The following is a 23,853-nucleotide window of genomic DNA, read 5'->3' as shown; positions in this document are numbered from 1 at the left end:
CAACTCTCCGTGCACGGAAACGCAATCGGCACGCCGCCGCGACCACTACGATTCCTGATGCATCCCCCTCAATATCAGGAGTACTGGTCATGCCACTTATGGATGTCACTTTTGCGCAAGGTTCACTGGACACGAAGGCCCAGGACAGGCTCTCGGAAAAGCTGTGGGCCATCGCGCTTCGCTGGGAAGGAATCGAAATCAATGAGTCGTCCGCGTCCGTCGCCTGGGTCTACCTCGACGAACGCCCGCTGCATCACATCACCGTCGCGGGAAAATCCCCCGGGCAAAACATCTATCGAATCAACGTTCGGGTCATGGCCGGGTTCATGGACCAGAAGCGGATCGACAGTCTCGCGCGCGAGCTGACCGACACCATCCTTGAAGTCGACGGAACGAAGGGCGACGGCAGCGGCCCGCGCGTATTCTGCATTGTCGAGGAGATTCCCAGCGGCACCTGGAGTATCGACGGGCAGACGTGGACCACCGCGTTTACCGCTCGCACCCTGAAGCTCGACAGCGAACGCATCGCCGCCATGGAAAAGGCTCTGGCCGCCCGGCCCCGTATCGACGTCCCGCTTGCCGGTGATTGAGCGGTGATTGAGCAGTGTTTGAGCGATCATTGATCGATTTGAAATGATGCATTCAAGCGTGCCGTCTTTCTCTCCTGACGGACTTTCCCTACAGTAGTTGCAACACCCGCGGGACGGCGAACGCAAACGGTCAGCCGGCCCGCCATCCCCACCTTTTAAGGAGAGGGTCATGAGTCAGGAGACGCTCTATTTCGACGACCTCAAGGTCGGCGACATTTTCACCACCGGCACGTACGAAGTCAGCGCGGCCGATATCAAACGCTTCGCCGCGGAGTTCGATCCGCAGCCCTTCCACCTCGACGATGAAGCCGCACGCGGCACGCTATTCGGTGGGCTCGCCGCAAGCGGCTGGCATACCGCCGCCATCACCATGCGTCTGCTCGTCTCCGGTGGCCCGAAGCTGGCCAACGGCGTGCTCGGCGCAGGCGGCGAGATCGACTGGAAAACTCCGACGCGCCCCGGCGACGTGCTGCATGTCGAAAGCGAGGTCGCGGAGTTGATCCCGTCCCGCTCGCGCACTGATCGCGGCATGCTGGTGCTGCACTCCAGAACGATTAATCAGCATGGCGAAGTTGTGCAGAACCTGAAAGCAAAACTGATTGTTACGCGCCGTCCCGCGTAAAGAACTACACACAAACTATTCCCCGGAGACACAACATGATCGTCGATCCCTCCACCCAGGACGCCGCCGCAAACTACAAACTGCTGATCGGCTCGATCCTGCCACGCGCTATCGCATGGGTCAGCACGCTTTCCAGGGACGGCGTCGCGAACCTCGCACCGATCTCGTTCTTCACCGTGGTCGGCCGCAAGCCGCCCATGCTGTCGATCTCGATGCAGCCGCGCGCCGACGGCGTCACGCTGAAGGACACGTTCGTCAATATCCGCGATACCGGCGAGTTTGTCGTCAACATCGTGAACCTGGAGCTCGCGGATGCCATGCACCGCACGGCGTTCGATTTTCCGCCCGATGTCGACGAGTTCGAAGCGGTCGGCCTCGACAAGGCCGAGTCGCAGACGGTCCGTCCGCCGCGCGTCAAAGCCGCGCCGATCGCGTTCGAATGCAAGCTCGAACGGATCATCCCGATCGGCGACCAGAACGACCACGTGGTGTTCGGCGAAGTGCTGCGCTATCAGATCCGCGACGACCTCTACCTCGATCGCGGCCGCATCGATACCGCGGGGCTGCAGGCGGTCGGCCGCCTCGCCGCCGAATACACAGTCGTGCAGAACGCGTTCACAACGCCGCTCGACCCGCAGGTGCTCGCGCTGCAGCAAAACAGGCGGCTCGGCCGGCTCGACGGCTTCGAGGACGGCTACTCGCCGATCGACACGAATAACTGGTCCGCGTCCGGCGCGACGCGCTGATCATCGAACAACTCTACTGAGCTACTGGGAACAAGCATGAATCCGACTCAACCCTCCCTCGTTTTCATCCACGGCTTTCTCGACGGCGCGCGAGCCTGGGACGACGTCGTCCGTCACCTTGGCGAGCGCGCAACCGGTGCGCTGACCGTTGATCTTCCTGGCATGGGCGCACGCTCTGACGAACCGGGCCCCTACAGTCTGGAGCGCTACGCAACGGACGTCACGACGCAGGTCCGCACGCTGGCGCGGCCGGTCGTGCTGGTCGGTCAAAGCATGGGCGCGCAGATCGCCGAACTCGTCGCCGAGCGGCTCGGTGAGCAGGTCCGCGGCCTCGTGCTGCTGACGCCGGTGCCGCTGGGTGGCGCCGGCCTGCCCGACGAAGCGATGGGCGACTTTCACGCGCTCGGCGGCAACCCGGCCGCGCAGCGCGAGATGCGTCGCAATTTTTCAGTGAGCCTCGACGACGCGCGGCTCGAGTTTCTCGGCCAACTCGGCGACCGCATCGCGGCCGCCACGGTCGGCACGCTCGCCGATACGTGGAACAAGGGCCATCCGTCGGGCGCCGAGCCCGCGCGATTCCGCGGCCCCGTGCAGATCGCCTATAGCGAAAACGACGCATTCGTCACCGCCGAGGTGATCGCGTCGGCCGTGACGCCGCGCTTCGAGGCGCCGGGCGTCGCGTCGATCGAGCGCGCGGGCCACTGGCCGCATGTCGAGCAGCCGGCCGAGGTCGCTCGCATCGTTGAAGCGTTTCTCGTCAAAGTTGAATCGGCCGCGAATGCATCGGATGCCTCCAATGCGGCGGGTGCGCCGGTCAAGCCACAAGGATGGACGCGCGCGTTCGAGGCGAAGTCCCAGGACTCGTTCGCCGATGCGTTCGCGCCGGATGTCGTGCTCGAAGCGAGCGTGCTGGTGAAGCCGGTCAGCGGCGTCGATCAGGTCAAGGCGGTGATGACGACAGCGAGCAAGATCTATGAAGCGCTCGCGTTCACGCACGAAGCGCGCAACGGCTTGCGCGATTACCTTGAATGGGAAGTGCAGGCTTTCGGCGGCGAGCGGATGCGTGGGGTCACGGTGCTCACGAAGAACGCGGCCGGCAAGATCGAGCACATTGCGATCCATCATCGCCCGCTCAGCGGCGCGCTGAAATTTTCGGCCGAAATGAGCCGTCGCCTGCAAGGCCAGGTCGACGCGAGCCATTTTTATCGCGGCGCGTAATTCGCGCGCCTCGTCAGAATCCAGGAGATTGAAATGATTGAACGTACCGACGTGGAATTCGAAGTGGATGGCGGCGTCAAGCTGCGCGGCTGGCTCTTCGTGCCGCCCGGCGAAGGACGCCGCCCCGCCATCACGATGGCGCACGGTTACGCCGGCGTGAAGCAGCACGGGCTCGAGCCGTTCGCGCGCGCCTTCGCCGAGGCCGGCTTCGTCGTGCTGCTGCACGATCATCGCGGCTTCGGCGCAAGCGAAGGCACGCCGCGCCACGACATCGATCCATGGCGCCAGATTGCGGACTGGCGGCGCGCGATCAGCTACCTCGAAAGTCTCGACGTCGTCGATCCGGCGCGCATCGGCCTATGGGGCACGAGCTACGCGGGCGGCCATGCGATCGTGCTCGGCGCGACCGAGCGGCGCCTACGCGCCGTCGTCGCTCAAGTGCCGACGATCAGCGGCTACGAACAGGGACTGCGCCGCATTGCGCCGGAGAACGTCGCGGCCATCGAGGAAGCGTTCGCCGACGACGATCGCGCGCAATTGCGCGGCGAGCTACCCCGCCGCCAGGCGATCGTCGGTTCCGATCCCGCGGTCCCCGCGTCGTATCGCGCGAAGGACGCGATCGACTTTTATCTGCAGCCGCTGCCGGACGGTGTCTGGGAAAACAACGTGACGGTGCGCTCGACGCGCGCCGCCCGCATGTACGAGCCGGGGAACTGGATCGCACGTGTTTCGCCCACGCCGCTCATGATGGTGGTCGCCACGCGCGACGCGATCACGCTGACCGACCTCGAGCTTGCGGCTTACGAGCGCGCGTTGCAGCCCAAGCGGCTTGTGACGATCGAAGGCGGGCACTTTGATCCGTACCTGTCGCAATTCCGTATTTCCAGCGAAGCCGCTGTCGAGTGGTTCAAGCAGCACCTCGGCTAACGTCCACTTACACGACCAAGGATTTCCCCATGCCTCACCTGACTGTCAGCTTCGACGACGGCCTCGCCACTATCGTCATCGACCGCCCTCCCCAGAACCGCATCGACGACCAGATGGTCAACGAGCTGGCCGACGCTGTCGCCGCCATCGAGCGCAGCGAGGCGCGCGCGGTGCTCGTGCGCAGCGTTGGCGAAAACTTTTCGTTCGGCGGCGACATCATGACCTGGCCGGAGGCGAGCGTGCGCGAGCTGCGCGCCCGCTTCGACCACTACATGTCGGTGTTCAACCGATTCGAGCGCCTGCCGGTGCCGGTCGTCGCCGCTGTGCAAGGCCTGTGCTTCGGCGGCGGTCTCGAACTTGCGCTGCGCGCGGACGTGATCATCGCGGGCGAATCGTCAACGTTTGGGCATCCTGAACAAACGCTTGGCATCGTCACGATTCTCGGCGGCATCTACCGGGTCGCGGAGCGTGCGGGCCGCTCGCGCGCCGCCGAATGGGCGCTGACCTCGGAGAAAGTCCCGGCCGCGACGATGGAACGCTTCGGGATTGTGAACCGCGTGGTCGCCGACGCGGACCTGCTGACCGAAGCGTCCGCTTTCGCGCGCAAAGCCGCGCTCGGCCCGACGCGCGCCTATGCCGCGCACAAGGCACTGTTGCGCGCATGGGCAGTCGGCGGCGTCGCGGCTGCGGACGACGCGATGTTCGACATCGCGATGCCGCTGTTCGAGACCGACGACGCTCAGCGCGGCATCCGCTCCGCGGTCGATGCGCTGAACGCGGGCCGCCCGCGCCCGGTGATGGACTTCAACGGGCATTAAGCGAAACTAAGCGAGAAACCAAGCTGGTACTAGCAGAAAACATCGGGATTGCGGTCTAATGGCTTCTCCCCATCCAAAGGAGCCACGCATCATGGACCGCATCGCAGCGATGAACGCGTTCGTCCGCGTGGTCGAAGCCGGGACGTTCGCCAAGGCGGCCGACACCCTCGACCTGCCGAACGCAACGGTGACCCGGCTCATCCAGCGGCTCGAGGCGGATCTGAAGGTCCGCCTGCTGCACCGCACGACGCGGTCGGTGACGGTCACGCCGGAAGGTGCGATCTACTACGAGCGCGTCGTGCGCCTGCTCGCGGACCTCGCGGACCTCGAATCGTCGACCACCCATGCGCAAAGGAAGCCGTCGGGCAGGATCCATGTCGATGTCCCGACTGCCATCGGCACGCTCGTGCTTGTGCCGGCGCTCGCCGACTTCTACCTCGCCTATCCGGACGTCGAGATCGATCTCGACATCGGCAACCGGCGCATCGACCTGCTTGCCGAGGGCATCGACTGCTCGATCCGCGCAGGCGAAGTCGAGGAGCAATTCCTGGTCGCGCGACAGATCGGCACCTTTGGCTTCACGACGTGCGCGACGCGCGCCTTCCTCGACGTGCACGGCACGCCTGCCTCGCCGGAACAGTTGCGCGATCTGCCGACCGTCGGCATGGCCCCGTCGCGCGGCGGGCGCGCGCTGCCATTCCAGTTTTCCGAGGACGATCAGAACTGCGATCTCACGGTCGATCACCGGCTCGTCGTGGACGATACGAATGCGTATCTGGCCGCGGGCCTCGCGAGCCTGGGGATCATCCAGGCGCCGACGTACTCGGTACGCGCTGCGATCGCCGCCGGGACGCTCGTGCCCCTGCTCGAGGACTGGCAGCAACAGGCCAACCCGGTGCATGTGATCTACCCGCCGAACCGCTATCTGAGCGCGAAAGTGCGGGTGTTTATCGACTGGGTCATTGAGCTGTTCGAGCAGAACGAGCATTTGAAGCGCCGATGACGCCCACGTGGCGACACCAGCGTGGTTTGAGAGTTTTCAGATTGCCCGACAAAAACAAACAACCCACAGAGCCAATAGCCATGCGGGTTTCTGGGTACTTCAGCGGACTTGCCTGGACAAATCGCGAAACGGAAATGGTTGCTGAGTGGTATGAATACGCTCAGCAAAGCCTTATGGGGTAAGGCGCCCATCCAGCAAGTCATCGGCCAGAGCAGTCGTTCGCCCATCGGCGCCTATATGCCCGCTCGGTGTTCGAGACCGGCCATTCGTCGACGGCAACGGCGAACGGTCGCTATCGACTTTGACGAACGCGTGCTATTGATCCGGAGCGGTCAATTGAACTCAAAAAGCGAATGACCGCTACCTGTCGATTCGAGTCAGTGGTCGCGTTTGGCTTTGCCAGATGGGATCGTCGGTTACTATTGGGCAGCACCAGGCCGGCAAAAAAGATCGCTTTAACGTATCGGTGCGAGCCTTTCTGCTCTCTACCAGCTGGAGTCAGATCCCCGGGGGAAACAAAATTGCGAAAACTCGACGATATCGCGTACGCCCATAACGCCAGAATCGTCAGGATTAGAAGCCTGAGTGTCACGTACGTATCGGTAATGTTTAACGGGCAGGTCGACATTGGATTTTCCAGAAAAGAACGGACGCTCATAGGCAGCGTGCTCCCTTTCTTCGCAGGTCGAAAAATCAGAACCGGGCTTTATGCTCGGGGCAAAGACATCGATAGGTGGATCGACTTGTTTGCTGGCGACGATGAACTGTGCGCCGCGCTACGCGTTTTACTCGAAGGCTACGCGTACTCGATTGAATGGGCTAGTTCTCGACTTTCTGCCCGCGTCAGTGTTTATGATAGTTCAATCGATGGTGACGCTACGGGAGGGGAGCGTTTTTTTGCAAATCTCGATGTTGTAGCAGCACGACTTTCGGCACTCGGTGAACGTAAGAGTCTGCTTGGACGCTCAGAAGGTGGGATGGCATGGGGACCTGCGGCGTTAAGAAAATTCGCGCTAGTAGCTACATTTCTTGTCCCTTTTGCGTTGCTGATGGCAGTGCATCATCTAATAGCCCGCTAGGATTAATGTAGCGAACAGACTGCTTCATTCAAGTTCACCAATAGACGCTTTGCGAGCGACCGCTCCGCGCGGAGTTGCTGCCATTCAACGCGATAGGACGACCGTCGCTTGTTGGCCGAATCCAGAAGTTCATCCTCGGCATCCACCACACCAATTGCCCCCACGAATGACCTCGACCGCTTCTGTTTCCAAGGAATTCCGCCGAGAGTCACAAAATCCGCTACGTATCGAACTGCGGCCTGTCGTCCTCACGAGGCTCCGGTCCCCTGGCGATGAAGCGAAGGCGAAAATCGCAGCAGACCGATGCAGAAGTCGGCAAGATACTCCGCATCGCGCGGCAGAACGATCGAGCCTTGACCCAGTAGCCAGTCGCGCAACACCCCGCCGAGAAACGCATGGACCACATCCGCCGCTCGCGCCGTATCAAGGTCCTACGACAACTGCGCTTTTTCGATCGCGTTTCGCAGACCGCGTTCAAGCTGCGAGCCTGTTCCGGTCCCGGTCTCGATCACCGATATTGACCGATATCGTCGCCGCCCTCGCGCGGGTGGGCGTGTGCCGCTGTTGCCCCGCCGGTATGATGCTTCAGCTTGTGCGTGACCTCATCGAGCTTGTCACCGAGCAGCCGTCGCACCGCCACATAGAACACCGGAATCAGCAGCAGCCCGAAGACCGTCGCGAAGAGCATCCCGCCAATTACGCCCGTACCGATCTCGTGCCGGGACGAAGCGCCGGCCCCGGTGGATACGACGAGTGGGAACACGCCCAGAATAAAGGCCATCGAGGTCATCAGGATCGGGCGCAAGCGCAGCCGTGCCGCGCTCGTGACCGCATCGTAGAGCGTCATCCCGTTCGCCTGCCCTTCCACCGCGAATTCGACGATCAGAATCGCGTTCTTCGCGGCCAGGCCGATAACCGTGACGAGACCGATCTTGAAGTAGATATCGTTAGGCACGTCGCGCCACAGACAGAACGCCAGCATGCCGAGCATCCCGAGCGGGACCACGAGCAGCACCGCAGCCGGAATCGACCAGCTCTCATAGAGCGCCGCCAGACACAGAAAGACCACCAGGATCGACAGCGCCATGAGTGTCGTCGCCGAGCTTCCCGACAGTATTTCCTGATAGGACTGCCCGGTCCAATCCGCATCGAATCCGTGCGGCAGCTTTTGATTGACGATGCCCTGCAGCGTCTGCATCGCCTGGCCCGTCGAATATCCGGGCGCCGAATTGCCGACGACTTCGACTGCGGAATAGCCGTTGTAGCGCGGCAGCACGGTCGGCCCGTTGTACCAGTTGGTCGTGACGACGCTCGACAACGGCACCATGTTGTACGGGCTGATCGACGTGTTCGCCACCGACGGGTCAACCTGGGTCAGATAACCACTCGTGTTGGTCACCGTTCCCGCTGTGCTGGCAGTGCCCGACGCGGTGTTGGTGATGCCCGACGGCGTGTAGAGGTGCTGGAATGCGTCGAGGCCCATTCGGTACGGCGCATCCGCCTGGAGGAACACCTTCTTCACGCGACCGCCGTAGGTAAACTGATTCACGTAGAACGGCGCCAGCTCCGCGCCGATCGCCTGGTAGACATCCGTCAGCGACAGCCCCATCGACTGTGCCTGAGGGCGATCCACCGCAATCTGCAGTTGCGGCGCGTTGGGTAGCGAGTTCGGTCGGACACCGAAAAGAACTTCATTCTTGCTGGCGCTCTCGAGCAGCGTCGCTTCGGCGGCGCCCAGTTCCGCGCGCGACTGGCCTGCGCGCGCCTGCAGATACATGTCGACGCCGCCGAACTGGCTCAGCCCGCGGATCGTCGGCAGATTCACAACGAACAGTTGTGCGTCCGGAATACTGTGCAGGATTTTGTTGGCCTGCGGGATCAGCTCCATCGCCGTTCGCCCACGCTTGTTCCATTCGACGAGCTTGATGAACGTCATACCGACATTTTCGTTGGTACCGACGAAGCTGTAGCCTTCCGGCTGGAACATGGCGTAGATATCCCTGCCGATGTCGCTATGAACCAGCTTGTCGCGCACTTCGCCCATCACGCGGTTGGTACTCTGCAGCGTCGAGCCCGGCGGCAGGTTCACGAGCGCCAGCATGAAACCCTGGTCTTCGTCGGGCACGAAGCCCGTCGGCAATTTCGTGTAGAGGAATCCGGTCAGCACGACCACGAGAACAAAGGCCATCATCCAGCGCGGCGCATGACGCACGGCCCGTCCGACGTGTCCCAGGTAGCTGTGGGACATCCGGTCGAAGCCGCGGTCGAACCAGCGGTAAAACACGCCCTTCTCCTGCTCGTGAACCGGCTTCAGGATGGCCGCGCAGAGCGACGGCGTGAACGACATCGCCAGAAACGCGGAGAACACCATCGAGACCGCGATGGTCAGCGCGAACTGCGCATAGATGATGCCGTTCGCACCTGGTTGCAGCGCGGACGGCACGAATACGGCCGACAGCACGACCGTGATCGCGACAATCGCGCCCGTGATCTGCGCCATAGCCTTGCGCGTGGCCGCTTTCGGCTCCAGATGCTCCTCGCTCATGATCCGCTCGACGTTCTCGATCACCACAATCGCGTCGTCCACCACGATGCCGATTGCAAGCACCATCCCGAACAGCGTCAACTGGTTTAGCGTGAAATTCAGCGCCGAAAGCCCGATGAAAGTGCCGAGCAGCGCAACCGGAATCACGAGGGTCGGGATGAGCGTGGCCCGGAGGTTCTGCAGGAAGATCAGCATCACGAAGAAAACCAGCACGATGGCTTCGATCAGTGTCTTGACCACGTCGGTAATGGAAGCCGTGATGAACGGCGTAGTGTCATACGGGATGTCCCATGTCACGCCCGGCGGCAGGTCCTTCGCGAGATCCGCCATGGTGGACTTGACGACTTTGGCCACCTTGAGCGCGTTGGCGCCCGGCAGCAGGAACACGCCCATGCCGCCTGCGGGCTTGCCGTCGTAAACCGACGCGAGGCCATTGGTCTGCGGACCGAAACTGACGCGCGCGACATCCGAGAGCCGTACCGTCGTGCCGTTACTGTTCGCCAGCAAAATGATGTCGCGGAACTGCTGCAGCGAAGAGAACCGCATGTCGCCGGACACCGTCGCTGTGAAAACTTGCCCCTTCACCGCCGGATCCGCACCGATAGAACCGGCCGCGAACTGCGCATTCTGCGCATTCACTGCGTTGAGGACCTGGGTCGTCGAGAGTCCGTAGCCCTGCAGCTTGTCGGGGTCGATCCAGATGCGCACCGCGTATTCGGAGCCGAGCAGCGTAGTATTGCCGACACCGCTAATGCGACCGATCACCGGCTGGATCTGTGACGCAACGATGTCCGACAGTCGCGCCGCGTCAATGCCCGGACTGTTCGAGCGCAGCGCGATGAACAACAGGATGTCCGGGCTCGACTTCGCGACCACCACGCCCTGCTGCGTCACCTGCGAGGGCAGCAATGGCTCGGCGATCTGAACCTTGTTCTGCACCTGCACCTGCGCAATGTCCGGGTTCGTGCCGATCGCAAAACTGAGCGTGATGACACTCTGGCCGTTGGCACTCGAATTCGAGCTGAAGTACAGCAGGTTGTCGATGCCGGTGAGCTGCTGCTCGATAACCTGGGTCACGGTCGATTCCATCGTCGCGGCGCTCGCACCCGGATAGGTCGAGGTAATCGTCACCTGCGGTGGCGCGATGTCTGGATAGGAATCGATCCCCATGCTGCGCATGGAGATGATGCCGAACAGCGAGATCAGGATCGCGACCACCCACGCGAATATCGGCCGTTCAATGAAAAAACTCGGCATGGGGGGATCTCCTAGTGCGCGGCGCTGGCGGGCTGGCTGTCGGACGCCGCCGCCAGCGGCTGAGCGGGCGGCTGCCACGGACTGGCGTTGACCTGCATCCCCTCATGCGCGACCTGCACGCCTGTGACGATCACGCGGTCGCCCTCGGCGATGCCTTTCGTGACGATCCAGTCATTGCCGAGGCTGGCGTTCGTTTCGACGTTTTTGCGCACCACCTTGCCGTCCTGCCCGACTACCAGCAGATACGCTCCCTGCGTATCTCGCAGCAGCGCCTGCTGCGGGATCAGGAAGACGTTGTTCTGTTGACCGAAGCGGACAACCAGCGTCACGTACATGCCGGGCAGGAGCAGATGCTGCGGATTGGCAACGAGCGCGCGCAGGTTGACGGTGCCCGTTGTGGCGTTGACGGCTGGGTCCGAAAAATCGAGCTTGCCGGTGTGCTCGTAAGGCGTGCCGTTGGGGAGGCTCACCTGGACGGTCGTCGAGTCTTGCTGAGCGAGAGCCACGGAGCCGCTGCCCTGCGATTGCCGCAGCGTGATCAGATCGGCCGCGCTGATCGTGAAGTTGACGTACACCGGGTCGACCTGCTGAACGGTGGTCAGCAGCGTGCCGCTCGTCCCGGCGTCAGTCGTGCTGCTGCCGACCACAGCGCCCACGGTCACCTGTTGCTGCCCCGCGATGCCGCTGATCGGCGAGGTCACCCGCGTATAGCCAACACTGATGCGTGCGCTCTGGACTAGCGCCTGATCCGCCTGCACCTTGGCCGCCGCACTGCGCTCGGCCGCATTGGAGTTGTCGACTGTCTGCTGCGACACCGAACCGATGGGTAGCAGCTTGCGGTTGCGCTCCGCGGTGATGTGGTTGTTGACGTAGGTGGCCTGATCCAGCGCCTGCTGCGCGATGTCGTTGTCGAGCTGGGCCTTGTAGTACGACGGATCGATCTCGAACAGCACTTGCCCCTGCCGGACCTGGCTGCCCTCGGCATAGGCCCGCTTCACCAGCACACCCGACACGCGCGCGGTGACGTTGGCGCTGTAGTACGGCGACAGGCGTCCGACGAACTGGCGCGTCAGCGGCACGGTCTGCGGATGCGCCGTCGTCACGGCGACCTGCGGCGGGGGCGGCGCGGGGGGCTTGCTCTTCGTGCAGGCCGCGAGTGCGAGGAGGCACAGACTCGCGCAAAGCACGGGCACGCTGGTGGGCAGTGACTTCATGAAATGGAGACTCCAGTCAGAAGCACTTCATTCAGTTGGGAGGCGATCCGGCGTCCTGCCGGCGCGCCTGCGAATCGATCGACGAAAACGCCGTCGACGACAGGGGGTGGCCCGTCGCCGCGGCCGCCTTGTTGTCGTCCCATTGCCAGCCGCCGCCGAGGTTCTTGACCAGCGTGACGCTGCTTTGGGCAAGCAACGATTGGGTGTCGCGCAGGTTCTGCTCCGCCTCGATCAACGTGCGCTGCTGGTTGAGCAGATCCTGCTCGCTAGCCGAGCCGAAGTCGCGCTGCGCCCGAACGCTGGCGAAGAGTTGCTGGTTGCGATGCAGGATCGCGGCGAACGAGGATGCCTGCACGCGCAGATGGTTGACCGCTGAAAGACTGTCCTCCACGCTGCCGAAGGCGGTCAGCACCGTGTTGCGGTAGGTCGCCACGTCCCCGTCATAGGCGGCACGGGCCTGCCTCACCGCGGCGGTGCGTGCGCCGCCATCGAAAATCGTTTCGGCAAGCTCCGGGCCGAGCGTCCAGAAGCGGTTCGGCAGCGAAAAAAGATGGGCGAACGTGTTGTGCTGGAAGCCGCCTTCCGCCGACAGCGTCAGGCTGGGAAAGAATGCCGCCTCGGCTACGCCGATTCTGGCATTCGCGGCTGCGGCCGTGCGTTCGGCGCTCACCACGTCGTAGCGCCGCTCGAGCAGTTCGGAAGGCAGCCCGAGCGGCACGTCCGGAATCACGAAAACGTGGTCCGGATCCGGGGCGATCTCGAAGCCCGCGGGCGGCACGCCGGTCAGCACGGCCAGCGCATGCTCGTCCTGCTCGCGGGATATTTTGGTGAGCTGCAACTGGGCGACGACGGTTTCGAGGTCGTCCTGGGCCACGAGCACCTGATCGCTCGAAGCCGCGCCCGCGTTGAACGAGCTCTGGGTCATCTCGAGAATCCGCGCGTCGATCTCCTGCTGCCTCGTGAGCGACCGGATATCGTAGTCGGCCTGGCGCAGCGCGAGGTAATCCCCGGTCACGCTCGCCTCGATCGAGAGCCGCTCGCCCGCCAGCTGCGCGTCGCTCGCCTGAGCGCTTTCCTGCGAGGATTCGATCTGACGGCGAATCGAGCCCCACAGGTCGATCTCCCAACTCGCGGAGACCTGTGCAACCGTGTTGTTGACCACGCCCCCGCCCGAGCCCGCAACGGACGACGAGCTGCCGGGCACCTGGGTCACGCCCTTGCCGAAGCCGGTGCGCGAGGCCGAAAGGTCGCCCGTTACGATGGGAAAGAGGCCTGCGGTGTTGGATTCAACGGTGGCGAGCGCGACGCGGTACGCGGCCTCGGCCGCCGCGATCGACTGATTCGCCTTCAGCGAACGTTCGACGAGATCGTCGAGCGTCGCGTCCTGATACATGCTCCACCACGTGCTGGAGAGCGACGCAGTCGGATTGACCTGAGCGCGCTGCCAATCCACGCCTTCCTTGAAGCTCTCGGGTACCTGCACCTCGGGCTTGCGATAGTCGGGGCCGACCATGCAGCCCGCGAGCCAGACGGCGAGCACAAGTGCCGCGCCGCCGCGAACGTACCGCCGCGCTGGCCGCGCGGTGCCACTCGCTGCAAAGGCCACGGTACGCGGATCTTTCTTCATGCGCATCTCTACAGAATCCACGGCAACTCCGACAAAACAAATGAGGTATTTCGGATGCCTATATAACTGAAAGATGAAAGCTTACAAAAGGGTGAGTCACGGGTGAGTCACTTTGCGCAGCCAGACACAAAAATGCGGACCGCCTGCCGCGCGATGCGCCGCCGCGTTGCCGCGTTCGGACGGACCGCACAGCCGAGCAGCATCCGCGCACGCACGCCGCCGAGCACCAGGTACACGAACTGCTCCACGGCGAGATCGACGTTCTCAATCGTGAACTCGCCGCGCTCCACGGCGCGCCGCAGATAGTTCGTCAGCGGCTCCGTGCCCGCCAGGTTGCCGCAGCGGTCGCGATAAGCGTCGACAAGGGCCGGAGATCGACGCGACTCGACGATGAGCGTCCGGTACAGCTCGATCATGTCACTCCGCGTGCCGACGTCGAGAAGATGCAGCGCCGCTGCTTCGAGCACGGCAACCGGCCCGTTATCGTTGGCAACGATTTTCCGGAGTTCCTCCACCCACGCATCGGCCAGCGTCCGCACGATGGCATCAAACAAGCCCGCTTTGCTGCCGAAATGGCAATAAAGCGTCTTTTTCGCCACTCCAGCGTCGCGGGAGATCGCGTCGAGGCTCGTTTCCCGATAGCCGGCCGAAAGGAATTTTCCCTTTGCCACGTCGAGCACGACCTGCGCGCGAACCTCCGCGTCGTGCCGCGAAGGCCGACCGCCCCTTCCTGACTTCCGCGCCAGATCGTTATCCATGACGCTCCGAGTACATGGTGCCAGGGAGGAAACTCCACCAGTGCGTTTCGCCCAGACTAGTCCAGACTAGTCGAGCGGAAGCCGGAATTCAATGTGGGCGTTAATGTTCAGGGAGCGACGCACTCGTGCAATGCGACAGGGAAGCGCCGCCCAGTGAGCGTGCGACTCTTGTTGGAAGAACTCCGGACGTTTGCCCCGCCAAGCTCACGTCTGCCCAGCGAATTTGCCGACCGTGGCAATCGCTACGTCTTCTCGCCGCGCTTACCCTTCGCAATCGTTTCGTTGGTCGCGAAAAGTTCGATGAGCCAGTCGATGAACACGCGAGCTTTCGCACTCAGGTGCCGGTTTGGCTGGTAGGCGACAAAAACGGGAACGGGATCCGATACCCAGTCGTTCAGGACGGCCTCGAGTGCGCCGCTTTGAAGGTGCGTCGTGGCGGAAAACGTCAACGCATGAACGACGCCGAGACCGGCGAGGCCAATGGTCAGACATGCCATGATGTCGTTGGCGGTCAGTCCGCGCCGATTCTGCACTTCCACGCGCTCACGACCCTTCGTCACCACGATTGGAAAAGGTCGATTGGTTCGCGAGGCAACGGTCCGGATGACGACGTGACCGCGCTCGAGGTCCGAAGGATGCGAAGGCCGCCCGTGCTTGTCCCAGTACGCGGGCGTCGCGCACAAGATCTGTCTGACGGCGCCGATCTGGCGCGCGACAAGTGATTGATCGAAGATCTCCCCCGCGCGCACGACACAGTCGACATTCTCTGCGATGAGGTCGACCGGACGATCGCTGATTCCGAACTCAATTTCGATATCCGGATAACGCTCGACGAACGCCGGTAAAGCGGGAAGTATCACCGACAGACCTAATGGCACGGGCAGATCGACGCGCAAGCGTCCTCGCGGATTCGTCTTCGCGCGCGACATCGTGCCCTCAAGCTCCGCCAGATCGCTCATCAACTGCAGCGCGCGCTCGTAGTACGCCGCACCATCCGTGGTTGTCGAGACCTTGCGCGTCGTACGGTTGAGCAGCTTTGTGCCGAGTTCGATTTCGAGTGACGCGATCAGACGGCTGACGGCCGTCTTCGGTAAGTCGAGCACCTGCGCAGCCTTGGTGAAGGTTCCGCTCTCAACCACTCGAATGAACGCCTGCATGGCCTGAAACTTGTCCACGGTCTCACTCCTCGCTGTCCCATCCCAGCCTGCTTGATTGTTTCACTGAAGAAACAATGTGGAATCGTAGCAGCGATTTATCCCCTCGCACGTCCTCGGTATCGTTCACCCATCGCCACACCAACTTCAACGGCGCTTCGAACGGACCAAGCGAACATTCGTCCTGTTTTCGCAGCTGCGCCGAAGCTCAATTTGACCAGGGAAAAATCCATGTCTATCGCTACAAAAATGCATGTCTCGGACCGTCCGAAAGCGGTGGTTATCGGAGTCGGGCCGGAGCAAGGGCTCGGCGCCGGGCTGTCTCGCCGATTCGCCGCAGAGGGGCGTCATGTCATCATCGCGGGGCGCACCGAAGCGAAGATCGAACGGGTACGCGAGAGCATTGTCGAGGCGGGTGGCTCGGCGAGCACGGTCGTCATGGACGTGACGAGCGAAGCGGATGTGATCCGGTTGTTCGACATCGCGATGCAGGCAGATGAGCATGGCGCCAGCGCTGACCTCATTGCCTACAACGCAGGCAACAACCAGCCTCTGGATCTGCGGACGATGGAAGCGGACGTCTTCGAATCGTTCTGGCGGCTCAACTGCTTTGGCGGGTTTCTCGTGGGTCGCGAGGCGGCACGCCGCTTTGCGCCCCTCGGCCGCGGGTCGATTCTGTTCAGTGGGGCGACGGGCGCACTTCGAGGCATGCCAAACTTCGCCCACTTCGCGTCGAGCAAGGCCGGCTTGCGCATGCTCGCTCAAAGCATGGCGCGCGAATTCGGCCCGCTCGGCCTGCACGTCGCTCATATCGTGATCGACGGTGGCATCGACGGAGAACGGGTGCATACGCGTTTCACGGAGCACGTCAAACAGAAAGGCGTCGACGGACTGCTCGATATCGACGCCATCGCCGATGCATTCTGGTCGCTTCACCGCCAGCACCGTTCGGCGTGGACGCACGAGCTCGATCTGCGCCCTTTCAAGGAAGCGTTCTAAACGATCGCGAACCCCTCCACATTCAATCTCGAAGAGTCAACAATGAAGCTTATCGGTCCATGGTTTTCCGGCTATACCCGTCGCGTCGGCATCACGCTAAAGCTGCTCGGCATGCCGTTCGAGCATCTGCCCTATCACGCCTATGAGCAGAAGGATCTTATCCGTCCGTTCAGCCCGATGGTGAAGGTGCCGGCGCTCGCGCTCGATGACGGCACCGTTCTCTACGACAGCACAAGCATCATCGAATATCTGCACGAAGAAGTCGGAGCAGACCGCGCATTGCTCGCACCCTCCGGTGTGAATCGGCGCGACGCATTGCAGTTCATCGGCATCGCATCCGCGATCTATGAAAAGCTCAGCGATATTTATGACGAGTCGATCCGTCCGCCCGAGTATCAGATCGCCACGATTGTCGAATCGCTGCGCGAGCAGGCGTTGGCGGGATTTCAGATGCTCGAGTCGAGGGCTGGTCATGGCTGGCTGGTGGGCGACGCGTTGTCTCAAGCCGACGTGATGGTCGTGATCACCTGGCAGTCTGCGTCATTGGCATTCATGCCCGATGTCGTTCATCCGGCGGCCTTCCCCAAGCTTGCCCGACTGGCCGAGCGTGCAATGGAATTGGACGCGTTCTCCAGTACGCTACCTTTCAAGGGCTAGGGACAGCGTGCGCGGAGAGGATGTCGCGACTCTTTCGTTACGGCATCAGCCGCAGGAAGAAAAGACCGGATTGCCGCAATTTACTCAGCTCAACTACCCAATACCGAAGCACCCCGTGCAACATACGCCTGCAGCAAATGGTGGGCAATGGCGAACGGCTTAGGAGCCGTCAGTCCGCTTGCATGTGTTCCCGCGAGCATCGCCGAAGCTTCCGAGCGCGAGAACCATCGTGCGTCTTCGAGTTCCGCCGTGTCAACGACGATCTCCGCATCGCTCGCCTGCGCAAAATAGCCGACCATCAGCGACGACGGAAACGGCCATGGCTGCGACGCATAGTAGACCACCTGGCCGCACGTCACTCGGGCTTCCTCGAACACCTCGCGACGCACCGCGTCTTCGGCGGTCTCGCCCGGCTCAACGAAACCCGCGAGTGCCGAGTACATCCCTTGGGTGAAATGGCGTTGGCGTCCGAGCAGACACCGTTCGCCATCGATCACCAACATGATCACGACTGGATCCACCCGCGGAAAATGGCTTGCGCCACAGACATCGCAGACACGACGCCAACCGGCCATCGAAGCGCGGCTTGCGGAGCCGCAGTTCGCGCAAAAACCGTGGCGGCGGTGCCAGTCGAGCATGGACTTCGCCTGCCCCAGGATGCCGAGGACCCCAGGGTCGACGAGGCCTTGCAGCGCAATCGAGCGGAGATCGATGCGATCGCAGAGCATGCCTTGTGGCTTCCCCTCCTGTTCGAGATCGAGAGTGAAGCCGAGCGCGAAGCGTCCGCTGCCGTCGCTCTCTTGCCCGAGGAAGATGCTGTGGATCGGTTGCCCGAAGGTAGCCGCTTCGCTTTCGAGAAACCACACGTCGTGCCCATTGCCACGTTTGAGCAAGGGGATGTCGAGGTCGAAGATAAGAAAGCGAGCGCGCGGGTCACTACGGAGACGCTCGATGAAGGCGTGATCGTCCCGCTTTTCGGAGCGGCGGTCGAGGGGATTGTAGTTAAAGCCAATGGACGCAGGAGAGGTGGTCATCACGAACATGGATATGTGGACGGTTCGACTCGAAAGTATGACACGGCGTCTTGTCGAGTGTCGCGAGCCGTGCCGCGAGACAGCGCAGCGCCTTACTGCGATAGAGCCAGGCGGCCTCCCGATCGCAGTGCGCCCGGCATCAGCACACTATCCTTGCAAGGCAGCACATGCACTCAATGCAATCAGATTGATTGGATATGTTGAGCATTTGATTGGATCTTGCATCTTCTTGCAGCCTCGTATCCCTACAATCCCCATCCGTGCACTTGTACGCAACCGGATCCTTCACCAACGCAGGACGAGATATATCATGCAACTTATCAGCGAGAGCTTCCAGGACGGTCAGAAGATCCCTGGGGAATTTGCGTTCGCTGTGCCGGACGTGGCATCGCACGTCGCCCTCTCCGCAAACAGGAATCCACATCTCGCATGGAGCGATGTGCCCGAAAGGACGCGCTCGTTCGTGGTGGTTTGCCACGATCCCGATGTGCCGAGCCGTGGCGACGACGTGAACCAGGAAGGCCGCATCGTGCCCGCACAGCTGCCGCGTGTCGATTTTTATCATTGGTTGCTGCTCGACATTCCGGCCACTACCACCGAGATTGCGGCCGGGTCGCATTCGAACGGCGTCACGCCGCGTGGCAAATCCGGCCCGACCACGCTCGAAGGTCTGCGCCACGGCATCAACGACTACACCGGTTGGTTCGCCGCCGATGAACAGATGAAAGGCGACTACTACGGCTATGACGGCCCGTGCCCGCCGTGGAACGACGCGATCGTCCATCACTATGTATTCACTGTCTACGCGCTCGCCACACCGAAGCTCGATGTCACTGGTCCGCTTACCGGTACGAACTTGCGCGCTGCGCTTGACTCCGCCGAAGTGCGTGGACAAGCGAGCATTACCGGGCTCTACAGTCTGAACCCCGCCGTGTCGATCGACTAAGTGCCTGGCTCACGAGAATCGAGTATGACCTGGTCTCAATCTGGCACCGCTCCACCCACACTCCCCATACGCGAGGAGTCCGACTGCCGCTCCCGCTGGGAACTGCCTTCAGGTGCGCCGGTGCTCAGACGAACCCTATGCGGTCTGGCGCAGCCTTGTCTGAAGCAGCCGCAGCACACTCCGCGCTTCATATTTCGCGAAGCGACGCTGCTGATAATTGCGTCCGGCCAGCTTGATCTCGATGACGGTGTCGACCGGAAAACGGTTGAGTCTCCCTCATCACTGGTGCTGGTCGAGTCAAATACCTGCGCCAACCTGCAGAAAACGCCGGGGGGCGAAGAGCGACTCTTCCGGTCCATTTTCCTGACTCTCTCGCCAGACTTGCTGGACGCGTTTCACCGCAGTCGGCTTCATGCTTTGACTGACGAAACCAGCCCTGTACCGTTTCGCCTGGTGCCGCTCGATGACGACCTCGCGTCAACGCTGCGACAGGTGCTTGATAGTATTGATGTACAGCGCGTGAGTGACGAACGGCTTCGCTATCGTTTGCTTGATCTGCTCGCAACCCTCGCCGAACGTGGTTATCGCTTTGGCAGGCTCGGCCAGCACGGCACATCTGGGCGCCTCCGCACTCTGATCGCGGAAGCACCGGAGCGTCACTGGACGGCGGGGGAAGCGGGACGTGAACTTGCGATGAGCGCAGCCACACTGCGGCGGCGGCTCGCAGACGAGCACGTGCGTTTCGAAGACCTGTTGATCGACGTCCGCATGCATCACGCGATGATGTTGGTACAAACCACCACCTGGAGCATCCCACGCATTGCGGAAGCCTGCGGCTACAAATCACGCGCGCGCTTTGCGGAACGTTTCCGGGAGCGCTTTGGCTACCTGCCCTCGACTGTCCAGTAGACCACTGCCTTCATGACACTGGAGAGTTGCTGTTCTCCACGGTACGGCGAAACACGCGATTGCATGTTTCACGCACTCTTCTCGCAGTGTCCATCACTCCGCGATCTCGAGCGTAGCGAATGATCTCGACATACTCTGGAGTACTGATCTCTGCGATGGGGCGACTGCCCAACCGCGGATACACATTCTTCACGAGCCGCCGCTCGATCTTGTCCAGATAGCCTGACGACCAGTGTGCCTTTTGCGCGTTGATCCATGACTTCGCGACTGACTCAAAGGTCGCTCCGGCCTGGAATCTCGCCGGGTAAGCTGGTAGAGGGGAGATCGGGCCATCGTTGCATACCCATCGTCTGACGGACATGGGTCATAAAACACAACGAAAGACACGACGATGAAAATCCGGATCCAGGCGGCATCCTACGGACTTTCAGGGACGCTCTCGCGCCAACAAAAAACCCGCAGAGCCAATAGCCATGCGGGTTTCTGGGTACTTCAGCGGACTTGCCTGGAATTAAATCGCGAAACGGTGGTGGGTGCTGAGAGGCTCGAACTCCCGACCTACGCCTTGTAAGGGCGCTGCTCTACCAACTGAGCTAAGCACCCGTTTCGCGATTCTGTGCGCTTATGCGCAATTTCCGCAGTACAACGGCGTACTGCTTTGGCTGCCTGATTCCGTCACTCGACTTCCTCAAGCAGCGAGCCCATTAGTTTAGCGCATCCTTCAGCGCTTTGCCAGGCCTAAATTTAGGAACTTTCGCGGCCTTGATCTTGATGGCAGCGCCGGTGCGCGGATTGCGTCCCGTGCGCGCGGTGCGCTTGCCGACCGCGAACGTGCCGAAACCGACCAACGTTACCGAACCGCCCTTCTTCAACGTGCCTTTGACACCGCCGATCACCGCATCGAGTGCGCGGCCTGCCGCGGCTTTCGAAATATCGGCTTGCTGCGCAATGTGATCGATCAACTCCGTCTTGTTCATTCCAACCCCCGAGAATGTTTATGGCAATCGTGACGGCGCTCTATAGCACCTGGCATCACGCGACCGGCGGGCCTCGCCGAGCCGACTCATTAGAATTGGCCGAAACCCTTGTGTCAAGCCGGGTTGAGCCTGATTCGAGCGGTTTTGGAGGCGGCTTCCAATCACCAAATCTTGCAGCAAATCGATGCGCGCACAACCAATCGGCGGATGCAATGCGGCGATGCCCAATAGATAGGAAATTGCATCGATTGAAACGTTTTCAGGACGCCGTGCGGGCGAAAAAAAACCCGCGGCCGTAACCGCGGGTTTTTTGTTCAGCGAACAGCCAGGGTTGCTGAATCTCTTAGTGCTTCACAACTTCCGTTGCTGCAGCGTCCTTGCCCGGCTCAGCCGCAACCGGCGTTGCCGCCTTCGGCTCTTCCTCGGGCAACGGTGACGGCACACGTTCGAGCGCCAGTTCGAGCACCTTGTCGATCCAGCGGACCGGCACGATTTCGATGGCGTTCTTCACGTTGTCCGGAATCTCCGTCAAGTCCTTGACGTTTTCTTCTGGAATCAGCACCAGCTTGATACCGCCGCGATGCGCCGCCAGCAGTTTTTCCTTCAGGCCGCCGATCGGCAGAACTTCGCCACGCAACGTGATTTCGCCCGTCATCGCGACGTCGGCGCGCACCGGAATACCGGTCAATACCGACACCAGCGCGGTCGTCATTGCGATACCGGCGGACGGACCGTCCTTCGGCGTCGCGCCTTCCGGCACGTGAATGTGAATGTCCTGCTTCTCGAACGCTTCGTCCTTGACGCCAAGGCGACGCGAACGCGAGCGAACCACCGAGCGCGCGGCTTCGACGGATTCCTTCATCACGTCGCCGAGCGAACCCGTGCGGATCACATTGCCCTTGCCCGGCATCACTGCGGCTTCAATGGTCAGCAGATCGCCGCCCACTTCCGTCCACGCGAGACCCGTCACCTGGCCAACCTGATTTTCCTTCGCCGCCAGACCGAAGTCGTACTTGCGCACGCCAAGGAACGTGTCGAGATTGCTGCCGTCGACCTTCACCGCGCCTTCCGCCTTCTTCAGCAGAAGCATCTTCACGACCTTGCGGCAGATCTTCGAAATTTCACGCTCGAGCGAACGCACGCCCGCTTCACGCGTGTAGTAACGGATGATGTCGCGGATCGCGGTTTCCGTTACATCGACCTCGCCATCCTTGAGGCCGTTGTTCTTCTTCTGCTTGGGCAAAAGATAACGTTGCGCGATGCTGACCTTCTCGTCTTCCGTGTAACCCGACAGACGAATCACTTCCATCCGGTCGAGCAACGGCGGCGGGATATTCAGCGAGTTCGACGTCGCCACGAACATCACGTCCGACAGATCGAAGTCGACTTCGACATAGTGATCGGCGAACGTATGGTTCTGTTCCGGATCGAGCACTTCCAGCAAGGCCGACGACGGATCGCCGCGGAAATCCTGGCCCATCTTGTCGACTTCGTCGAGCAGGAAGAGCGGATTGCGCACGCCGACCTTGGTCAGGCTCTGCAGAATCTTGCCGGGCATCGAACCGATGTAGGTACGACGGTGACCGCGAATCTCAGCCTCGTCGCGCACGCCGCCGAGCGCCATACGCACGAACTTGCGGTTCGTGGCACGAGCGATCGACTGGCCCAGCGACGTCTTACCGACACCCGGAGGCCCAACGAGGCACAGGATCGGCGCTTTGACCTTGTCGACGCGTTGCTGGACCGCGAGATACTCGAGAATGCGTTCCTTCACCTTCTCGAGACCGAAGTGGTCTTCGTCGAGCACGCGCTCCGCGTTCGAGAGGTCGTTGTTGACCTTGCTCTTCTTGCGCCACGGCAAGCCGATCAGCGTATCGATGTAGTTGCGCACGACCGTCGCTTCAGCCGACATCGGCGACATCAGCTTGAGCTTTTTCAGCTCGGCGTCGGCCTTCTTCTTGGCTTCCTTCGGCATGCGGGCGGCTGTGATGCGCTTCTCGAGTTCTTCGAGATCGGCACCTTCTTCGCCTTCGCCGAGTTCCTTCTGGATCGCCTTGACCTGCTCGTTCAGGTAGTACTCGCGCTGGCTCTTCTCCATCTGGCGCTTGACGCGCCCGCGGATGCGCTTTTCGACCTGCAGGATGTCGATCTCCGCTTCGAGTTGCGCGAGCAGATGCTCGAGGCGCTCGATGACCGGGAACATCTCGAGGATGTGCTGCTTCTGGTCGAGCTTGAGCGGCAGGTGTGCCGCGATCGTGTCGGCCAGACGCCCGGCTTCGTCGATACCCGACAGCGAGGTCAGGATCTCCGGCGGAATCTTCTTGTTCAGCTTCACATACTGGTCGAACTGCGACACGATCGCGCGGCGCAGCGCTTCAGTCTCGGCGCTGTCGGCGTGGTCGGGTTCGAGCGGCATGACTTCGCACGAGAACTGCGTTTCCTGTTCTTCGATGGAAAGCGTTTTCGCGCGCTGCAGGCCCTCGACGAGCACCTTCACGGTGCCGTCGGGCAGCTTCAGCATTTGCAGGATGTTGGCAACACACCCTACTTCGTACATGTCCTTTTCGGTCGGCTCATCTTTCGCAGCCGTTTTCTGGGCGACGAGCATGATGTGCTTGCCGCCTTCCATCGCTGCTTCGAGAGCCTTGATCGACTTCGGGCGGCCTACGAAGAGCGGAATCACCATGTGCGGGAAGACGACTACGTCGCGCAGCGGGAGCAGCGGCAGCGTAATGCGTTCCGGCGGGAGGAGTTGGGTTCCTGACATTTCATT

At 61.8% G+C, this 23,853-nt stretch carries 21 protein-coding genes and 1 tRNA gene; 12 read left to right on the top strand and 10 right to left on the bottom strand.

The annotated features are described in order from the left end of the window. Positions 1 to 89: 89 nt before the first annotated feature. The 8 genes from A6V37_RS18480 to A6V37_RS40800 all read left to right on the top strand — a co-directional run bounded on the left by A6V37_RS18480 (position 90) and on the right by A6V37_RS40800 (position 7,003). The gene (locus A6V37_RS18480) at positions 90 to 590 is read left to right on the top strand and encodes a tautomerase family protein (protein ID WP_131799864.1); all 501 of its coding nucleotides are present in this window, start codon (positions 90 to 92) and stop codon (positions 588 to 590) included. A 169-nt stretch (positions 591 to 759) separates the two neighbouring features. Further along, the gene (locus A6V37_RS18475; RefSeq protein WP_064267824.1) at positions 760 to 1,212 is read left to right on the top strand and encodes a MaoC family dehydratase; all 453 of its coding nucleotides are present in this window, start codon (positions 760 to 762) and stop codon (positions 1,210 to 1,212) included. Between the two features lie 35 nt (positions 1,213 to 1,247). After that, positions 1,248 to 1,958 (top strand): flavin reductase family protein, encoded by a 711-nt coding sequence (locus A6V37_RS18470; protein WP_064267823.1) that lies wholly within the window; start codon positions 1,248 to 1,250, stop codon positions 1,956 to 1,958. A 36-nt stretch (positions 1,959 to 1,994) separates the two neighbouring features. Then, entirely contained in the window at positions 1,995 to 3,176 is a 1,182-nt protein-coding gene (locus A6V37_RS40100) for an alpha/beta fold hydrolase (protein WP_082902700.1), read from the top strand. 33 nt (positions 3,177 to 3,209) lie between these two features. Further along, positions 3,210 to 4,103, top strand: coding sequence for an alpha/beta hydrolase (locus A6V37_RS18460; protein WP_064267822.1), 894 nt, complete (start codon positions 3,210 to 3,212; stop codon positions 4,101 to 4,103). A gap of 29 nt (positions 4,104 to 4,132) precedes the next feature. Then, positions 4,133 to 4,921 carry an enoyl-CoA hydratase/isomerase family protein gene (locus A6V37_RS18455; protein ID WP_064267821.1) on the top strand — a complete coding sequence of 263 codons (789 nt, stop codon included), beginning with the start codon at positions 4,133 to 4,135 and terminating at the stop codon, positions 4,919 to 4,921. A 91-nt stretch (positions 4,922 to 5,012) separates the two neighbouring features. Further along, the gene (locus tag A6V37_RS18450; protein WP_064267820.1) at positions 5,013 to 5,924 is read left to right on the top strand and encodes a LysR family transcriptional regulator; all 912 of its coding nucleotides are present in this window, start codon (positions 5,013 to 5,015) and stop codon (positions 5,922 to 5,924) included. A gap of 521 nt (positions 5,925 to 6,445) precedes the next feature. Next, positions 6,446 to 7,003 carry a hypothetical protein gene (locus A6V37_RS40800; RefSeq protein WP_131799863.1) on the top strand — a complete coding sequence of 186 codons (558 nt, stop codon included), beginning with the start codon at positions 6,446 to 6,448 and terminating at the stop codon, positions 7,001 to 7,003. Between the two features lie 508 nt (positions 7,004 to 7,511). On the opposite strand, the gene A6V37_RS18445 is transcribed toward A6V37_RS40800, so the two are convergent. From A6V37_RS18445 to A6V37_RS18425, 5 genes are all read right to left on the bottom strand, one after another. After that, positions 7,512 to 10,805, bottom strand: coding sequence for an efflux RND transporter permease subunit (locus A6V37_RS18445; RefSeq protein WP_064286189.1), 3,294 nt, complete (start codon positions 10,803 to 10,805; stop codon positions 7,512 to 7,514). A gap of 11 nt (positions 10,806 to 10,816) precedes the next feature. Further along, entirely contained in the window at positions 10,817 to 12,019 is a 1,203-nt protein-coding gene (locus A6V37_RS18440; protein WP_064286188.1) for an efflux RND transporter periplasmic adaptor subunit, read from the bottom strand. Positions 12,020 to 12,050: 31 nt separating this feature from the next. Further along, positions 12,051 to 13,646, bottom strand: a complete 1,596-nt coding sequence (locus A6V37_RS18435; RefSeq protein ID WP_064267886.1) for an efflux transporter outer membrane subunit — start codon at positions 13,644 to 13,646, stop codon at positions 12,051 to 12,053. Positions 13,647 to 13,753: 107 nt separating this feature from the next. Beyond that, positions 13,754 to 14,404, bottom strand: coding sequence for a TetR/AcrR family transcriptional regulator (locus tag A6V37_RS18430; RefSeq protein ID WP_064286187.1), 651 nt, complete (start codon positions 14,402 to 14,404; stop codon positions 13,754 to 13,756). Positions 14,405 to 14,646: 242 nt separating this feature from the next. Then, positions 14,647 to 15,579 carry a LysR family transcriptional regulator gene (locus A6V37_RS18425; protein ID WP_064267816.1) on the bottom strand — a complete coding sequence of 311 codons (933 nt, stop codon included), beginning with the start codon at positions 15,577 to 15,579 and terminating at the stop codon, positions 14,647 to 14,649. A gap of 210 nt (positions 15,580 to 15,789) precedes the next feature. Here A6V37_RS18425 and A6V37_RS18420 point away from each other — a divergent pair, with 210 nt between their 5' ends. Further along, complete coding sequence (locus tag A6V37_RS18420) at positions 15,790 to 16,557, top strand: SDR family NAD(P)-dependent oxidoreductase (RefSeq protein WP_064267815.1); 768 nt, start codon at positions 15,790 to 15,792, stop codon at positions 16,555 to 16,557. 42 nt (positions 16,558 to 16,599) lie between these two features. After that, positions 16,600 to 17,214 carry a glutathione S-transferase family protein gene (locus tag A6V37_RS18415; protein WP_064267814.1) on the top strand — a complete coding sequence of 205 codons (615 nt, stop codon included), beginning with the start codon at positions 16,600 to 16,602 and terminating at the stop codon, positions 17,212 to 17,214. An 89-nt stretch (positions 17,215 to 17,303) separates the two neighbouring features. Here the strand turns inward: A6V37_RS18415 and nudC are convergent, their stop codons facing one another. Next, on the bottom strand, positions 17,304 to 18,248 hold the full coding sequence (gene nudC / locus A6V37_RS18410) for an NAD(+) diphosphatase (protein ID WP_064267885.1): 945 nt from the start codon (positions 18,246 to 18,248) through the stop codon (positions 17,304 to 17,306). A 310-nt stretch (positions 18,249 to 18,558) separates the two neighbouring features. Between nudC and A6V37_RS18405 the strand changes: the two genes are divergently transcribed. Further along, entirely contained in the window at positions 18,559 to 19,194 is a 636-nt protein-coding gene (locus A6V37_RS18405) for a YbhB/YbcL family Raf kinase inhibitor-like protein (RefSeq protein WP_064267813.1), read from the top strand. Positions 19,195 to 19,218: 24 nt separating this feature from the next. Continuing rightward, complete coding sequence (locus tag A6V37_RS18400) at positions 19,219 to 20,103, top strand: helix-turn-helix transcriptional regulator (protein ID WP_082902699.1); 885 nt, start codon at positions 19,219 to 19,221, stop codon at positions 20,101 to 20,103. A gap of 10 nt (positions 20,104 to 20,113) precedes the next feature. Here A6V37_RS18400 and A6V37_RS43205 read toward each other — a convergent pair whose 3' ends face one another. The 4 genes from A6V37_RS43205 to lon all read right to left on the bottom strand — a co-directional run bounded on the left by A6V37_RS43205 (position 20,114) and on the right by lon (position 23,847). Next, positions 20,114 to 20,464 (bottom strand): phage integrase central domain-containing protein, encoded by a 351-nt coding sequence (locus A6V37_RS43205; RefSeq protein WP_423213116.1) that lies wholly within the window; start codon positions 20,462 to 20,464, stop codon positions 20,114 to 20,116. Positions 20,465 to 20,630: 166 nt separating this feature from the next. Then, positions 20,631 to 20,706: transfer RNA gene (locus tag A6V37_RS18395), tRNA-Val, on the bottom strand. 101 nt (positions 20,707 to 20,807) lie between these two features. Then, positions 20,808 to 21,080 (bottom strand): HU family DNA-binding protein, encoded by a 273-nt coding sequence (locus A6V37_RS18390; RefSeq protein WP_007585907.1) that lies wholly within the window; start codon positions 21,078 to 21,080, stop codon positions 20,808 to 20,810. 343 nt (positions 21,081 to 21,423) lie between these two features. Next, entirely contained in the window at positions 21,424 to 23,847 is a 2,424-nt protein-coding gene (lon, locus tag A6V37_RS18385) for an endopeptidase La (protein WP_064267812.1), read from the bottom strand. Positions 23,848 to 23,853 lie beyond the last annotated feature (6 nt).

It is taken from the genome of Paraburkholderia ginsengiterrae (assembly GCF_001645125.1).
In the GTDB taxonomy this organism is placed as follows: Bacteria; Pseudomonadota; Gammaproteobacteria; order Burkholderiales; family Burkholderiaceae; genus Paraburkholderia; species Paraburkholderia ginsengiterrae.
The sequence above is the reverse complement of the archived record's forward strand: the minus strand, read 5'-3'. Positions and strand labels throughout refer to the sequence as shown.

Bases quoted from the DNA above. Each gene is read 5' to 3' on its own strand.
- A6V37_RS43205 (WP_423213116.1), bottom strand. From the start codon at position 20,464: ATGTCCGTCAGACGATGGGTATGCAACGATGGCCCGATCTCCCCTCTA.
- A6V37_RS18415 (WP_064267814.1), top strand. From the start codon at position 16,600: ATGAAGCTTATCGGTCCATGGTTTTCCGGCTATACCCGTCGCGTCGGC.
- A6V37_RS18400 (WP_082902699.1), top strand. From the start codon at position 19,219: ATGACCTGGTCTCAATCTGGCACCGCTCCACCCACACTCCCCATACGC.
- A6V37_RS18440 (WP_064286188.1), bottom strand. From the start codon at position 12,019: ATGAAGTCACTGCCCACCAGCGTGCCCGTGCTTTGCGCGAGTCTGTGC.
- A6V37_RS18480 (WP_131799864.1), top strand. From the start codon at position 90: ATGCCACTTATGGATGTCACTTTTGCGCAAGGTTCACTGGACACGAAG.
- A6V37_RS18460 (WP_064267822.1), top strand. From the start codon at position 3,210: ATGATTGAACGTACCGACGTGGAATTCGAAGTGGATGGCGGCGTCAAG.
- A6V37_RS18470 (WP_064267823.1), top strand. From the start codon at position 1,248: ATGATCGTCGATCCCTCCACCCAGGACGCCGCCGCAAACTACAAACTG.
- A6V37_RS18405 (WP_064267813.1), top strand. From the start codon at position 18,559: ATGCAACTTATCAGCGAGAGCTTCCAGGACGGTCAGAAGATCCCTGGG.
- A6V37_RS40100 (WP_082902700.1), top strand. From the start codon at position 1,995: ATGAATCCGACTCAACCCTCCCTCGTTTTCATCCACGGCTTTCTCGAC.
- A6V37_RS18435 (WP_064267886.1), bottom strand. From the start codon at position 13,646: ATGAAGAAAGATCCGCGTACCGTGGCCTTTGCAGCGAGTGGCACCGCG.
- A6V37_RS18450 (WP_064267820.1), top strand. From the start codon at position 5,013: ATGGACCGCATCGCAGCGATGAACGCGTTCGTCCGCGTGGTCGAAGCC.
- A6V37_RS18455 (WP_064267821.1), top strand. From the start codon at position 4,133: ATGCCTCACCTGACTGTCAGCTTCGACGACGGCCTCGCCACTATCGTC.
- A6V37_RS18390 (WP_007585907.1), bottom strand. From the start codon at position 21,080: ATGAACAAGACGGAGTTGATCGATCACATTGCGCAGCAAGCCGATATT.
- A6V37_RS18475 (WP_064267824.1), top strand. From the start codon at position 760: ATGAGTCAGGAGACGCTCTATTTCGACGACCTCAAGGTCGGCGACATT.
- lon (WP_064267812.1), bottom strand. From the start codon at position 23,847: ATGTCAGGAACCCAACTCCTCCCGCCGGAACGCATTACGCTGCCGCTG.
- A6V37_RS18420 (WP_064267815.1), top strand. From the start codon at position 15,790: ATGTCTATCGCTACAAAAATGCATGTCTCGGACCGTCCGAAAGCGGTG.
- nudC (WP_064267885.1), bottom strand. From the start codon at position 18,248: ATGACCACCTCTCCTGCGTCCATTGGCTTTAACTACAATCCCCTCGAC.
- A6V37_RS18430 (WP_064286187.1), bottom strand. From the start codon at position 14,404: ATGGATAACGATCTGGCGCGGAAGTCAGGAAGGGGCGGTCGGCCTTCG.
- A6V37_RS18445 (WP_064286189.1), bottom strand. From the start codon at position 10,805: ATGCCGAGTTTTTTCATTGAACGGCCGATATTCGCGTGGGTGGTCGCG.